This window comes from Eubacterium sp. LMAG:50, assembly GCF_008680265.1.
Classification (GTDB): domain Bacteria; phylum Bacillota; class Clostridia; order Lachnospirales; family Lachnospiraceae; genus Eubacterium_U; species Eubacterium_U album.
This window is the reverse complement of sequence record NZ_NALP01000006.1, coordinates 307616-322336: the sequence shown is the minus strand read 5'-3', so window position 1 is coordinate 322336 and position 14721 is coordinate 307616. Positions and strand designations below refer to the sequence as shown.

Sequence of the window (14721 nt, the reverse complement as noted above, 5' to 3'; positions counted from 1 at the left end):
ATAAGTATTGAAAGTAGGGCATATTAGAGATTATTTCATCCGTGGAATACTAAAAACTGACACATTTCAGAAAGTGCATGAAAATATAATGCCAATGAATGAATTAATGGCATATTACAGATGTGCTATTATGGAGGTAGAAACTAAGTTTAAAGTACTGAATGAAGAATTTTCACTTCAGTATGACAGAAATCCAATTGAAACTATTAAATCAAGATTAAAATCAGCAGATGGTATTGTTGAAAAATTGAACAAAAAGAATTTACCATTTACTGTTGAGGCAATAGAAGAATATATTAAAGATGTAGCAGGTGTAAGAGTTATCTGTTCATTTGAAGAAGATATATATCTTTTAGCAGACTGCTTATTAAAGCAGGATGATATAGTTTTATTAGAGATGAAAGATTATTTCAAAAATCCTAAGGAAAATGGATATAGAAGTTTACATTTAATTGTAGAAGTACCGATTTTCCTAAAAGAGGGAAAGAAGTATATGAAGGTCGAAGTTCAGCTTAGAACTATCGCAATGGATTTTTGGGCTACGCTTGAACACAAACTAAGATATAAAAAGAACATAAAACCGGAAATACTAGAAGAATTATCACAGGAATTATATGACTGTGCAGAAATGACAGCAAAGCTGGATGCTAAGATGTCATTGATTAAGAACAGACTTTCACAGGAAAACGGAGAAGAAATCAGATGAAAAAACTAATATCATGGAATGTAAACGGATTAAGAGCCTGTCTTGGAAAGAATTTTATGGAATTTTTTGATTATGTAGATGCAGATATATTTTGTTTACAGGAAACAAAGATTCAGGAAGGACAGGTAGACTGGAATAAAGAAGGATATTATGCATATTGGAATTATGCAGAAAAGAAAGGATATTCAGGAACAGCAATCTTTTCAAAAGAAAAGCCTTTAAACGTTACTTATGGCATAGGCATTGAAGAACATGATAAAGAAGGAAGAGTAATTACATTAGAATTTGATAATTACTATATGGTTACAGTGTATACTCCAAATTCCCAAAATGGTCTTGCACGACTTGAATATCGTATGAAATGGGAAGATGATTTTAGAAATTATCTTTTAAATTTAAAGAAAAATAAGCCTGTTATAGTAACAGGAGATATGAATGTTGCACATAAAGAGATAGACCTTAAAAATCCTAAAACAAACAGAAAGAATGCAGGATTTACTGATGAAGAAAGACAGAAAATGACGGAACTTTTAGAGGTAGGATTTATAGATACATTCAGATATTTTTATCCTGATACAGAAGGAATATATTCATGGTGGTCATATAGGTTTAAGGCAAGAGAAAAGAATGCAGGATGGCGTATAGATTATTTCCTTGTATCTGATGATTTAAAAGATAAAATAATTGATGCACATATTCATACTGAAATAATGGGCTCAGATCATTGCCCTGTTGAGTTGACAGTAGAGTTATAAAAGAAATAGGTTGTGATTCAGTTAATACAATTGGTGATTGAGGTTGAGTTAACAGTAGAGTAATAAAATAAAGGTTACAGATTATCATATATAGTGATTAGTCTGTAACCTTTTTATAATAAGTTTAATTAAACATTTCTTCTTGTAAATGCATCATGTGCAATAAACAGGAATAAGAAAATGTGTATTGCAATAACGCTAACTGAAAAAATAGGTGTCATACCAAAGAATGTAAATGAATTTTCAACAATGTTTGAGAATGACATATTTGCAAATATCGTGTAACGTACAAAGTCTAATGATAACATTTGTGCAATTGAAACAGCCATATCCGAACCTAAGTAAATCATGATTGGAATTGCAATTGCTATAGCTGAATTTCTAAATAAAGCTGATAACATAAATGCTATGATGGCAGTAATCATTATTGTTCCAAATGACATAAAGAAATTGAAAAGGATAAATAATAATCCTGAATGTACAACAAGGCTTCCGTCTTTTAATAGTAATAGAGGAGTTGATAATTCTCCTGTACCAAATACAATAATAGTAAGTAGAAAAGACAATATATATGACAATAATGTTAAAACAAATCCATATGTTAAAAATGTAATAAATTTGCTCCAAAAGATTTTGTATCTTTTCACAGGTGTTATAAGTAAAAATTTAATTGTTCCATTAGAAAATTCAGATGAAACAGTAGTTCCGGCTAAAATAATCAAAATAAGTGCAATAATAATTGTAGCATTTATACATCTTTTTAAAGATAAAAATGCATTGCCTGTGTATATATATGGTTCATATGATGACATCTGAGGATCAGGGTTTTTATAAATAACTGAATCAGTATTATTTTCTAACTGATATTTTGCTATCAGATAATTTGATTCAGTAGTATTAAATTCTGTTTCGTCATATGAAGCACCACTTTCTTTTGTTGAAAGTAAATCGGAATAGCTAGTATCATATTGTGAAAAATTAGATATAAGACTGTATTTTTGAGCGTTTGAATCAGGATCTATATCATTTTTTAAATAGTTTTCATAAGTATCCTTTAATAATTTAGCACCGTCTTTTGTATGACCATCGTTGTTAATTGAATCGGCAGTTAACTGAATATAACTTTTCCAATCATTATCTTTAAGTGAAGAAACAATTGTATCACATAATTTTTGATAATGTTCACGGTCTTCATTTGAGTTGACTAAATCAGATGAACCATCTTTATCAAATGAATTAATTGAACTTAAATATGAATAGTAATCGCTTAAAGCATTTGATTCCCAACGTGAATTGTCATATATATCTTGCATTGTATAATCAAGAGATTTAGCAAGTTTTAATTCTTCTATATACGCATCGTCTCTATATTCATCAGTTTCACTAGTTGCATATTGTAATTCCTGATCAATAGAAGAGTAATAAATATCATCGTTATTATTACAGGAAAATTTTGTAAAAACTGAAATGCCAATTATAAATAATACAATGGCTGCAAGAAAGAAATAAGTGCTTTTTTTATGAAATAATTTTGAATATTCGTTTTTGATTAAATTAAGCAATTTGGTTACCTCCTTTTACGTTAGTTATTTCCATAAAGGCATCTTCAAGTTTCTGGTTTTCAATAGGAATAATAGCGTAAATGCTGATTTTGTTTTTAACAAGTAAATCTGTAATTGTAGAAACAATGTCTTTAGATGAATCCCTGTTAATCTTTAATTCAAATGTAGTATCGCCTGTTATTGAATTTACAATATCAGGGTTATAGTCTGTAATGATAGTAATAGCAGAATTACTGTCTGATACTTCAAAGTTGTAAGTTACATCCTGACCTGATACAATATGAAGCATATTTTCCATCGTATCAACACTTAAAATATTTCCGTTTGACAAAATAGCTACTCTGTCGCACATTAATTCCATTTCGCTCATAAGATGACTTGATACTAAAACACAAACATCTTCTTTGTGAGCCATGTTTGTTAAAATATCACGTAACTGTTTAATTCCTGCAGGGTCAAGACCGTTGGTAGGCTCATCTAAAATTAACACTTTAGGATTGTGCAATAATGTAATAGCAAGTCCTAAACGCTGTCTCATACCTAGAGAATATTTGCCTACTTTTTCATTTATACGATTTGATAAACCGACAAGCTCAATTACTTCGTTAACTCTTTCAATAGTTACTGACTTGTGTAAACGTGCATATTGTAAAATATTTTGCTTACCGGTCATATATTTATAAAATTCAGGATTTTCAACGATAGCTCCGATATTTTCCATGGCAGCTTCAAAGTCATGCTCAAGACTTTTTCCGTTGATTAAAATTTCACCATCATCTATATTGAGCAAACCTGTAATCATTTTAATTAAAGTTGTTTTACCAGCTCCGTTTGGACCAAGAAGGCCGAATACTTCACCTGTTTTTGTTTCAAATGATATTTTGTTTAAAACAGTTCTGGAACCAAATCTTTTTTCTATATTCTTAATTTCCAATGCTGTACTCATGTTAATCCTCCTTATCGTCAAGTTTTGTGCAGTTTGAGTCTGTAACATAACTGTCCCAGGTACTTATTTTCCATTTGCCTGATTCATAAGTGTAGTAAATAGTACCTTCGCAAGTGCAGTTTACTTTATAATAATCATTAGTTGAGGCGTTGTTGGAATCTTGTGAATCTTCAGAACCATCATCGTAATAATCATTATTGTAATCGCTAAGTGTACAAATAGTACCCGGTGTAAATACTGTAGATGTTTCTTTTCCAACGATATCTACTGTGTATTTTATATTTGCACTGGCAATTTTAGGACCGGCTTTTGAAATCTTAACTGACTGAACTGAACCTGATGCATCTTTTATATCAAATAAAGAATTGTCAGCGTCAAGAGTGGAATCTAAAGTTGCTTTCATGCCTGAGATAGTAGAACCACTTGATGAATAATGTTTATCTGTCCAATAATTATTTAACATGTCTGTAATAAGTTCGCGATGTTTATTTAAATCAACTGATTCAGAGTTTGTTTTTAAAACATCGTTTATATAATTTTCAGTTGTTTGTCTAATAGTATATTTTTGAGTTGAGAATGTTATGTAATCGACAGAAACGTAGATTACAAGAATAACAAGACAAATAGCAGACAATATAATTCCACGATTTGCCTTCTTTAAAAATTTCTTCATAAAAAATAACCTCCAATTTGTTTTGTGAATTTATAATATCAAACTAAAAAATGTTTTTCATTTATAAAAAATTAAAATTGTCTTAAGATATGAGCATCAAAGTCAGGGGATATGACTTCGTCATTTATAAGTAACATATAATAACAAATAATAAAAAATGATAGCAAATAATAAAATGTGTTTGAAAAAACATAAAAGTAATGTAAAATTAACTATATGAATGATAGGAAAGATTAAAAATATAGTTGGAAAAAGAATTTGTTTTATATATACCTTTCCGACCAATATCAGTTAATCAAAGGTAGAAAATAATACATACAAGGTAGGAAACAATACATATTAGAAGGAGGAAAGTGAATGATAAATTTTGCAACGATAGGAACAAATTTTGTAGTTGATTGGTTTTTAGAGGCGGTAGAACAATGTGATAATTTATGCTATGTGGCAACATATTCAAGAGATAAGGAAAAAGGAGAAGCATTTAGCAAAAAGCATAATGGGAAAATGGTGTTTACGGATTTGAATAAGCTTGCTAAATGTGATGAAATTCATGCAGTATATATTGCAAGCCCTAATAGCTTACATTATGAACAGGCTAAACTTTTGATTGAAAATGGAAAACATGTAATGATTGAAAAGACAATTACAAGCAATCAAAAAGAATTAGAAGAATTAATAAATTTGGCAATAAAGCATAATGTAGTAATAATGGAAGCAATGAGAAATGTAATTGACCCGGGATTTTTTGCTATAAAAGAAGCAATAGAACTTGTTAAGCCTGTTAGAAGAGTAAGCTTTCAATATTGTCAATATTCATCAAGATACGATAAATATAAGCAGGGAATATTTGAAAATGCATTTCGTAAGGAATTTTCAAATGGAGCATTAACGGATATAGGTGTATATTGTGTGCATCCGCTTGTAAAATTATTTGGTATGCCACAGGAAATAATGGCAATGGCACAAATATTACCTGATAGTATTGATGGACAGGGAACAATAATTGCAAAATATCCTGAAATGTTGGCAGAAGTATTGTATTCAAAGATAACAAATTCAAAGATACCTAGTCAGATTCAGGGAGAAAAAGGAGCAATTATTATTGAGGACATACCTAACCCGAGAAAAGTAAAAGTTATTTTTAACGATAATACGGAAAAGATAATTAAAGTGCCTGAATGTGAAAATAATCTTGTATTTGAAGCAAAAGAGTGGGCGCGACTTATTGAAATTGGAAAATTTACAGACGAACACATTAAATATTCACATATGTGTGTTAAAGTTATGGATGAAGCAAGAAGGCAACAGGGGGTTGTATTTCCAGCAGATTAGGGAAGAGGAGAAGTATGCAAAAAAAGAACTTGTTGATAGTATGGCGAGTTCAAATTCAAATGATACACCACAGGAATTTGTTGTAATTAGAATGAAATAGTTATAATTAAATTTTAAATCAGAACCACGTCTTTTAGGCGTGGTTCTGATTGTTTAACTTGCTAATTATATATACAAAAGAATAATTGTGCAAAATTATCTATCTCTTTTCTACAAATTGGAAGTTTTATTCAGCATCAGGAGCCTGACCATCATGTGCTAACCACTTACATTCTGTTATTTCCATATTTGTAAATGTCGCTTTAAATGAAGAATCTTCAGGACTACATGCATAAATTCCAAACTGGATTTCATCAGTTGCTTTATACATATGACAGATTCTCATCTGCTTATAATTAATGCCATCTTCTGAGCATTCAATGCAGTAATCGTCTTCACGTCTACTGAATCTATACCACATAGATTTAATTCCAGCATCAATTTCTGTTGTAGCCCAATCTGAATATCCTTTATTCGTTACAACGCTTCCAAGATGCTGAAACTTTTCATTTTAATCTTCCTTTCGTGGATAAATTTCAATTTGTTAAATTCATATCCGTATTATACCATAAAAATAACAGCACTGTATATTAATATTGTAACATACAGTGCCGTTATTTTTATTATTTACATAAGGAGTCATTCCGTCTTCGTTTAGCCTCTCCTTATGAAAACTAGTGGACTAGACGGGAGTTGAACCCGTGTCCAAAAGCCTCTCCATTGTACTTCTTCTATCATAGTCAGTTATTTAACATTCCCTTAAACAAACCGGAACTAACACCGTTTTGCTCTTGGTAGCTTCATAAAATCACTGAAAGCGCAAAGCTTAGCAATCAGAGTTTCCTGCTAAAGTCGATGCCAATATCAGGGCCGCAGGCAACCTTGTATTGACAGCTGCCATTAATTAGGCAGCGTAAGCTAAATTATCTTCAGCGTTTAATTTTAATTGTATGATTTAACGCATCATCTACGGATAGCTTCTCCAACTTCAAAACCCCTGTCGAAACCAGTACTAGCCCTTACTGGGGGTAGGTAAAAGTCTACCTTGGTCTTATATTTTAAATCATATTTTAAATATAGTCAATTGGAAATATTAGCTATTTTTGCTTTGGTGTATATAAGTTAGAATACCAATATAAAACACCAATTCCAACACCACCAATGATATTACCGATAGTTACAGGCAATAAATTTTTAACGATGAAGTTCCACCAACTAAGACCTGTTACATCTAATCCGTAATTTCCATACATCTGATTAATGAATAAACCACCACTTATATAACTCATATTTGCAACGCTATGTTCAAAAGCGCAAATAACGAAAACGATAATAGGGAAGAATAAACATATAATTTTGCTTGCAGCAGATTCGGCCATAAATGTCATAAATACTGCAACACATACTAAAATATTACAAAAAATACCTTTAATAATGGCATCAGTAAATGAAATATTGCATTTAGATACAGCAGTACTTAAAAGATTTGTTGCTAATTGTCCATTAAATAAAGTATAAACATGACCGTATGTGCATAAAAATGTAAATACAACACTTCCTATAAAACTTCCGATATAAACAACAACCCAGTTCTTAATCATTTTCGCTACAGAAAGTTTTTTCTCAAGAACAGAAATAATCATAAGGTTGTTACCTGTAAATAACTCACTTCCGTTTAAAACTACCATTGCTAAACCGGCAGGGAAGATACATGCATTTATCAATCTTGCTATAGCTGTATTTTCTAAAGAACATGATGCAGTGGCAGCACCGGTTCCGGCTATGGAAATAAAGAATCCGGCTATAATTCCTAATACCAACATTTTTAATGTAGGTAAATTACCTTTGACAACACCTACTTTTGAATAACGTTCAGTTGCTTCTCTTGTACTAATCATTTTTGTTACCTCTATTTTTATTTTTCTTTTTTGTCCCCTCAAATATATAAAAAACCAAAGATATTTTTACCATATATTAACGTGAATGTAAAGGTTGTAAACATAGAAGAAACACAATAAATGACAACAAATTATATAAAGTAACAAAATTGTTATTAAAAATTAATAAAATTTACGACAAAAATAATATTTTCTTTTTAAACAAATTATTGTATTATAGGCGTATCGTAAATAAGTATGCCTATTTAATAGGTAAGAAATAAAAATAATAGTTACGCTGTAGCAGGAGGGATTATGAGAAGATTAGCATTATTAATGATTTTTAGCATTGTAGCTACTATGACTTTTGGATGTGGAAAAACAGAAGGAGAAGAAAAGAGTACAAAAGAGGAAGTAACTACAATTCAGGAAACAGAAGAGCCATTGGAAACAAAAGATGACAAGGTTGATTTGCTAGAATACATAGATGAATTAAAAAGAGTAGCTTATTATTTTAATATGAAAGAATCTGATAGTGAAAAAGGAAATGTAGAGCAACATTGGAAAGGAAATGGCATCGAAATAAATGTAATTAAAGGTTCAAGTCAGAAACTTCATGACTATAACTATCCTGATTTTCAAATTATTGTAACTGATAATGATGAGATTTCAGTGCTTGGATACTCTTTAGGGGATGAGATTAATTATTACATGGATCCTGTAGTTGAAAAATTGGGATGGGATGTTAATTATGATGGAAGACTTGATGAAAAAAGAAGTGTTATATTTACGAAAGTTGCAGATGACAGAATACTCTATGTTTCATTTACATCAGATGACAAAGATATTACACAAATGGAAATATATACAGATTATAAAGAAGTAGTAAATGAAGTAGTACAGGATAAACAGAAAGAACTATATGAAAAATACGAAAAAACTTTGTATAAATTACAAAGCAAAGACCCAAATCAAAATGTTGAGTTCGCAAAAATAGGAAATAATTATTATCCATGTATGCTTGTGTGGAGTAAGGAAAGCCGCGAAATGAAACTTTATTATTTGAATAAAAAAGGTAAAATTGCCCATACTAAAGCATTTCAGTCTATGACATATAATCAGGATGGAACAGTTACGCTTGTTAATAATATAATTGGGAATACACAAATTGTTGTATGCCAATACAAGGATGAAAAGTTGAAAGTTATTTCAAGACTTGTAACTGACAACTCAGGAAATACAAAAAAATATCTAATAAACGATAATGAAGTAACAGAGAAAGAATATAATAAAGTCGTAAACTCATATAAGAGAGATAACGACAGATATAGAACATATTCTTATAATGGAGCTGAATACAGTGGATATGAAGACGTTTCACATGCACTTTCAGCATTAGAAACAAAAATTCAGCAAATTGAGCAGGCAGAAGCAGAAAAATAACTATATTTCATAAAATCATCACATATTTTGTGTTATATTTTACATTATAGAAGTTGAAATGTTATTTCTATATGAAATATTAGTGCTGCGGAGGTACACATAAATGGATGAATTAAAGATTTTAGTTGTAGATGATGAATCAAGAATGAGAAAACTTGTTAAGGATTTCCTTGTAAAGAAACAATATAAGGTATTAGAAGCAGGAGACGGCGAAGAAGCAATTGAGGTATTCTTTGGAAACAAAGACATTTCATTGATAATTCTTGACGTTATGATGCCTAAAATGGACGGTTGGGAAGTATGTAAGGAAATAAGAAAATTTTCAAAAGTCCCAATCATAATGCTTACAGCAAAAAGTGAGGAAAATGATGAACTTAAAGGATTTGAACTTGGAGTTGATGAATACATATCAAAACCTTTCAGTCCTAAAATATTAGTTGCAAGAGTTGATGCAATTTTACGACGTGCTAATAAAATTGGCGCTGATATGACAATAGAAGCAGGAGATATTAAGATAGATAAGGCTGCTCATATTGTTAAGGTTAAAGATAAGGAAATTGAACTAAGCTTTAAAGAATTTGAATTGTTGACATATTTTATTGAAAATAAAGGAATTGCTCTTTCAAGAGAAAATATTTTAAATAATGTATGGAATTATGATTACTTTGGAGATGCCAGAACAATAGATACACATGTCAAGAAACTTAGAAGTAAATTAGGTGACTGTGGTGATTACATAAAGACTGTTTGGGGCATGGGATATAAATTTGAGGTAAACTAATGAAACATTCAATTAAGTATAAACTGCCAATATTAATCATTGTAATTATGACAGTAGCTATTGCGCTTGCATCAACATTTGGAACAGCTTTTATTGAAAAATATTATATTTCACATAAAAAAGACGTTATTGTTGATGTATATAATAAGATGGCTCAAGTTGTAAAAGAAGATAAGGATTTATCTGAAAGCGACAACGTACAGGCGCTAAATGATGAGTGTGAAAATGCCGGTGTAACAATAATTATGATAGACAGTTCCGGAAACACAATATATGAATATGGTGCAGGAAAGACATTACAAAGACGTTGGCAGGAAATGATATATGGTGCGGCATTTGGAGCCGAAAGAGAAAGAACTATTATAGAAAAGAATGACAATTATACGATGCAAAGAGCCAGAGATTTATTGTCTGACCAGGAATATTATGAATTGTTTGGAACATTAGATTCAGGCTATTACTTTGTAATCAGGGTATCGGTTCAGAATATGAGGGAGACTCTTAACATTACAAATAAATTCTATTTGATTCTTCTTATATCTATGACTGTTGTAATGACAATTATGATGATTATAGTAACGAGAAGATATACGGACCCGATACTTGAACTTGCAACAATTTCAACAAGAATGTCAAATTTGGATTTTGATGCTAAATATACAGGAAAACATAAAGATGAAATAGGCGTTCTTGGAAATAGTATGAATGAGTTGTCAGCTAAATTGGAAGGGACAATCCTTGAACTTAAAAAGGCAAATATAGAACTGCAAAAAGATATCGAGCAAAAGATTGAAATTGATGAGATGAGAAAAGATTTTATTTCAAATGTATCTCATGAATTAAAAACACCGATTGCTCTTATTCAGGGATATGCAGAAGGTTTAAAGGATAATATTAATGACGACCCTGAAAGTATGGAATTTTATTGTGATGTAATTATTGATGAGTCAGATAAAATGAACAAAATGGTTAAAAAACTGCTGGCACTTACACAGATTGAATTTGGAAATAAACAGGTAAATATCGAAAGATTTAATCTTGTTGATGTCATGGAAGGCATTATTAAATCCGTTCAGTTAAGAGCGGAGCAGGAGAATGTTAAAATAATATTTGAAAATAAAGAACCTGTATATGTTTGGGCAGATGAATTTCAAATTGAGGAAGTAATTACAAACTATGTAAGTAACGCATTTAACCATATTGACGGAAAAAGAATAATTGAGATGAAAATTGTAGAAAAAGATGGTATAGTAAGAATGTCAGTCTTCAATACCGGTAAACAGATTCCTGAAAATGAATTGGAAAATGTTTGGATTAAATTCTATAAAGTAGATAAGGCAAGAACCAGAGAATATGGTGGAAATGGCATTGGACTTTCTATCGTTAAGGCGATTGCTGACAGTATGAATAAAAAATGCGGAGTATTTAACCATGAGGATGGTGTTGAATTCTGGTTTGAATTAGATGGAAAAGCTTCAGAGGAAGGACTGGAATATGATAGCAATAATTGACTATGATGCAGGAAATATTAGAAGTGTTGAGAAGGCGTTTCAATTTCTGGGAGAAGAAACGATACTAACACGAGACAAGGATGTAATCTTAGGTGCAGACAAAGTTGTACTTCCGGGCGTAGGCTCATTTGGTGACGCTATGGAAAAGCTTAATAAGTATGATTTAGTTGATACTGTGAAGGAAGTTGTGTCACGAAACATACCATTTCTTGGAATATGTTTAGGCTTACAGTTATTATTTGAAGAAAGTGATGAAACACCGGGAGTAAAGGGACTTGGAATTCTACCGGGCAAGATTATAAAGATACCTGAAGGTGAAAGTTTGAAAGTTCCACATATTGGATGGAATTCGTTAGATTTTCATAATAATGGAAGATTATTTAAAGGAATAAATGAGAAAGCATATGTTTATTTTGTTCACTCTTATTATTTGAAAGCAGATGACGAAAACATCGTAACAGCAACTACTGAGTATGGTGTACATATACATGCGTCCGTTGAGAAAGAAAATGTATTTGCATGTCAGTTCCATCCGGAAAAGAGTGGAGATATAGGACTGAAAATATTGAAAAATTTTGCAGAGATAAATTAAATTTTTTCGAGTAGGAAAATTCCTACTCGATTTTGTCGTATTTTATATTAGGAGGAAAATATGCACACAAAGAGAATTATACCTTGTTTGGATGTTAATAATAACCGAGTTGTAAAAGGAGTAAATTTTGTAAATTTGCGTGATGCAGGCGACCCTGTAGAGGTAGCAAAGGCATACAATAAGGCGGGAGCAGATGAATTGGTGTTCCTTGATATTACAGCATCATCTGACAATAGAAATACAGTTGTAGATATGGTAAGAAGAGTAGCTGAGCAGGTTTTTATACCATTTACGGTTGGAGGCGGAATCAGAACAGTAGATGATTTCAAAACGTTACTTAGAGAGGGAGCCGATAAGATATCAATAAACTCATCGGCTATTATGAATCCAAGACTTATAAGTGATGCCGCAGATAAATTTGGAAGCCAGTGTGTAGTTGTTGCTATAGATGCAAAAAGAAGAGCACACGACTCGGGCTGGAATATTTACAAAAATGGTGGAAGAGTAGATGTTGGAATAGACGCTGTGGAATGGGCACGTAAAGTAGATAAATTAGGTGCAGGGGAAATTCTTCTTACAAGTATGGATTGTGACGGAGTTAAACAGGGATATGATGTAGAACTTACAAGAATCATATCTGAAAATGTGTCAATACCTGTAATTGCATCAGGTGGAGCAGGTAAAAAAGAGCATTTTTATGATGCATTGACAGAAGGAAAGGCTGATGCAGCACTAGCAGCATCATTATTTCACTACAAAGAATTAGAAATAAATGACCTTAAACATTACCTTAAAGAAAAAGGTGTTCAGGTTAGAATATAATTGGAAAAACGAATTAAGATTCAGTACATAGAATTTTCCAGAAAATAGCCTTAATTTAAAGTTAAGGCAATATAGATTATTATATAGAGCGAGAGATTAAAATGAAATATTATTTTATAATCAATCCTGAAAGTGGCAGATTTGCCAATGATAAAGAAGGGTTTATTGAAAGAATAGATAAAGCGTGCAGACTTAGAGACATAAAATACGAAATTCATTACACTGATGGATTTGGTAAAGCCAGAAAAGTGGCAGAAAGCATTCCTAATGATGAAGAATGCATTGTGTTCTCAGTAGGCGGAGATGGAAATTTAAATGAAATAATAAATGGTGTTGTTAAGAAACATATGACAGTAGGTGTTATACCGGCAGGAAGCGGAAATGATTTTTACAGAACATTGTCTGCACTTGGAAAAGGCGAACACAGATGTGACTTAGGAATTATCAATGACAAGTATTTTATAAATATTGCATGTATAGGCTTAGATGCTGATATAGCAAATAACATAAGTGTAATCAGACAAAAGAAGTGGATACCTGTAGGTCAAAGATATACATGTAGCATAATTTATTCGTATTTTAAATATAAATTTAAAGAATTAACTACAATATTTGGTGAACAGTCTAAAAAAGGCGAATACACAATAGTTACTGTATGTAATGGACAGTATTATGGTGGAGGACACAGAATTGCACCACATGCATTAATAGATGACGGATACTTTGAAATATATATGGTTGATAAAATGCCTAAAATATTAATACCGGGACTTTTATTAAAATTAAAAAACGGAAGACATGAAAAGTCAAAGAGAGTGGTAAGATACACAGACAAAGGATTAAAAATTCAGTCAGATATTCCTGTAACATGTAATGTTGACGGAGAAATGCTAACAGATACTGAATTTAAAATCAGAATCGAGAAAAGTGCGATAAAAGTTTATAATGACCCGCAGTTCGTAGAAGAAATAGTTGGTAACAATATTTGACAGAGGTTAAATAAATGGGAATGATAACAAATGATTGGTTAGAAGCAATACAGCCTGAATTTTCTAAACCATACTACAAAGAATTATATAGTTTTGTTAAAGATGAATACAGTAAAACAATAGTATATCCTCCAGCAGAAGATATATTTAATGCATTTCATTTTACACCACTTAAGGATGTAAAAGTATTGCTGCTTGGGCAGGACCCATATCATAATGTAAATCAGGCGCATGGATTAAGCTTTTCAGTATTGCCGGGAAATGACATACCACCATCGCTTCAAAATATTTATAAAGAATTGCATGATGATTTGGGATGTTATATACCAAATAACGGATATTTGAAAAAATGGGCAGATCAGGGAGTGTTATTGCTTAACACAGTATTAACAGTTAGAGCTCATCAGGCAAATTCACATCAGGGACATGGCTGGGAGCAATTTACGGATGCGGTTATAGAAGCCGTAAATGCACAGGACAGGCCAATAGTAATATTTTTGTGGGGTTCGCCTGCACAAAAGAAAGCTAAGATGTTAACTAATCCAAAACATCTTGTATTAAAATGTCCACATCCAAGTCCACTTTCAGCATATAGAGGATTTTTCGGATGCAAGCATTTTAGCAAAGCAAATGAATTCCTAAAGGCAAATGGAATAGAACCAATAGACTGGCAAATAGAAAATATTTAATTTA

At 31.4% G+C, this 14721-nt stretch carries 14 protein-coding genes, 1 other RNA gene and 1 pseudogene; 10 read left to right on the top strand and 6 right to left on the bottom strand.

The genetic code is table 11. The annotated features are described in order from the left end of the window. The first annotated feature begins 7 nt into the window (after positions 1 to 7). Together CCC31_RS04285 and CCC31_RS04280 are read left to right on the top strand one after the other, a co-directional pair. Complete coding sequence (locus tag CCC31_RS04285; protein ID WP_022089802.1) at positions 8 to 706, top strand: GTP pyrophosphokinase family protein; 699 nt, start codon at positions 8 to 10, stop codon at positions 704 to 706. After that, complete coding sequence (locus tag CCC31_RS04280; protein ID WP_260978741.1) at positions 703 to 1461, top strand: exodeoxyribonuclease III; 759 nt, start codon at positions 703 to 705, stop codon at positions 1459 to 1461. Before CCC31_RS04285 ends, CCC31_RS04280 begins: the two co-directional genes overlap by 4 nt. A 128-nt stretch (positions 1462 to 1589) precedes the next feature. On the opposite strand, the gene CCC31_RS04275 is transcribed toward CCC31_RS04280, so the two are convergent. Genes CCC31_RS04275 through CCC31_RS04265 form a run of 3 tightly spaced genes read right to left on the bottom strand, consistent with a single transcriptional unit; the run spans position 1590 to position 4642 of the window. Next, positions 1590 to 3023, bottom strand: coding sequence for an ABC transporter permease (locus CCC31_RS04275; protein ID WP_290849876.1), 1434 nt, complete (start codon positions 3021 to 3023; stop codon positions 1590 to 1592). After that, a complete protein-coding gene (locus tag CCC31_RS04270; protein ID WP_147586485.1) occupies positions 3016 to 3969 on the bottom strand; it encodes an ABC transporter ATP-binding protein in 954 nt (317 codons plus the stop codon). Before CCC31_RS04270 ends, CCC31_RS04275 begins: the two co-directional genes overlap by 8 nt. 1 nt (position 3970) lies before the next feature. Beyond that, positions 3971 to 4642, bottom strand: a complete 672-nt coding sequence (locus tag CCC31_RS04265) for a hypothetical protein (RefSeq protein WP_290849873.1) — start codon at positions 4640 to 4642, stop codon at positions 3971 to 3973. A 357-nt stretch (positions 4643 to 4999) separates the two neighbouring features. Here CCC31_RS04265 and CCC31_RS04260 point away from each other — a divergent pair, with 357 nt between their 5' ends. After that, complete coding sequence (locus CCC31_RS04260) at positions 5000 to 5974, top strand: Gfo/Idh/MocA family oxidoreductase (RefSeq protein ID WP_117909570.1); 975 nt, start codon at positions 5000 to 5002, stop codon at positions 5972 to 5974. A gap of 226 nt (positions 5975 to 6200) precedes the next feature. Here the strand turns inward: CCC31_RS04260 and CCC31_RS04255 are convergent. The 3 genes and pseudogenes from CCC31_RS04255 to CCC31_RS04245 form a co-directional block, all read right to left on the bottom strand. Next, positions 6201 to 6524: pseudogene (locus CCC31_RS04255) on the bottom strand (DUF1349 domain-containing protein); the annotation flags it as partial. Between the two features lie 164 nt (positions 6525 to 6688). Beyond that, positions 6689 to 7032, bottom strand: a transfer-messenger RNA (tmRNA) gene (ssrA, locus tag CCC31_RS04250). Between the two features lie 78 nt (positions 7033 to 7110). Further along, positions 7111 to 7911 carry a formate/nitrite transporter family protein gene (locus tag CCC31_RS04245; protein WP_290849870.1) on the bottom strand — a complete coding sequence of 267 codons (801 nt, stop codon included), beginning with the start codon at positions 7909 to 7911 and terminating at the stop codon, positions 7111 to 7113. 294 nt (positions 7912 to 8205) lie between these two features. Here CCC31_RS04245 and CCC31_RS04240 point away from each other — a divergent pair, with 294 nt between their 5' ends. From CCC31_RS04240 to CCC31_RS04210, 7 genes are all read left to right on the top strand, one after another. Continuing rightward, entirely contained in the window at positions 8206 to 9333 is a 1128-nt protein-coding gene (locus tag CCC31_RS04240; RefSeq protein ID WP_290849868.1) for a hypothetical protein, read from the top strand. A 103-nt stretch (positions 9334 to 9436) separates the two neighbouring features. Then, the gene (locus CCC31_RS04235; RefSeq protein ID WP_022089811.1) at positions 9437 to 10114 is read left to right on the top strand and encodes a response regulator transcription factor; all 678 of its coding nucleotides are present in this window, start codon (positions 9437 to 9439) and stop codon (positions 10112 to 10114) included. After that, positions 10114 to 11625 (top strand): HAMP domain-containing sensor histidine kinase, encoded by a 1512-nt coding sequence (locus CCC31_RS04230; RefSeq protein WP_022089812.1) that lies wholly within the window; start codon positions 10114 to 10116, stop codon positions 11623 to 11625. The genes CCC31_RS04235 and CCC31_RS04230 overlap by 1 nt, the downstream gene beginning before the upstream one ends. Continuing rightward, positions 11609 to 12217: an imidazole glycerol phosphate synthase subunit HisH gene (gene hisH, locus CCC31_RS04225; RefSeq protein ID WP_118565427.1), complete on the top strand. Its 609-nt coding sequence runs from the start codon at positions 11609 to 11611 to the stop codon at positions 12215 to 12217. Before CCC31_RS04230 ends, hisH begins: the two co-directional genes overlap by 17 nt. 60 nt (positions 12218 to 12277) lie before the next feature. Beyond that, the gene (gene hisF / locus CCC31_RS04220) at positions 12278 to 13039 is read left to right on the top strand and encodes an imidazole glycerol phosphate synthase subunit HisF (RefSeq protein ID WP_117909561.1); all 762 of its coding nucleotides are present in this window, start codon (positions 12278 to 12280) and stop codon (positions 13037 to 13039) included. Between the two features lie 101 nt (positions 13040 to 13140). Continuing rightward, positions 13141 to 14028, top strand: coding sequence for a YegS/Rv2252/BmrU family lipid kinase (locus tag CCC31_RS04215; RefSeq protein WP_117909559.1), 888 nt, complete (start codon positions 13141 to 13143; stop codon positions 14026 to 14028). Between the two features lie 14 nt (positions 14029 to 14042). Next, a complete protein-coding gene (locus CCC31_RS04210) occupies positions 14043 to 14717 on the top strand; it encodes a uracil-DNA glycosylase (RefSeq protein WP_022089816.1) in 675 nt (224 codons plus the stop codon). The last annotated feature ends 4 nt before the right edge of the window (positions 14718 to 14721 follow it).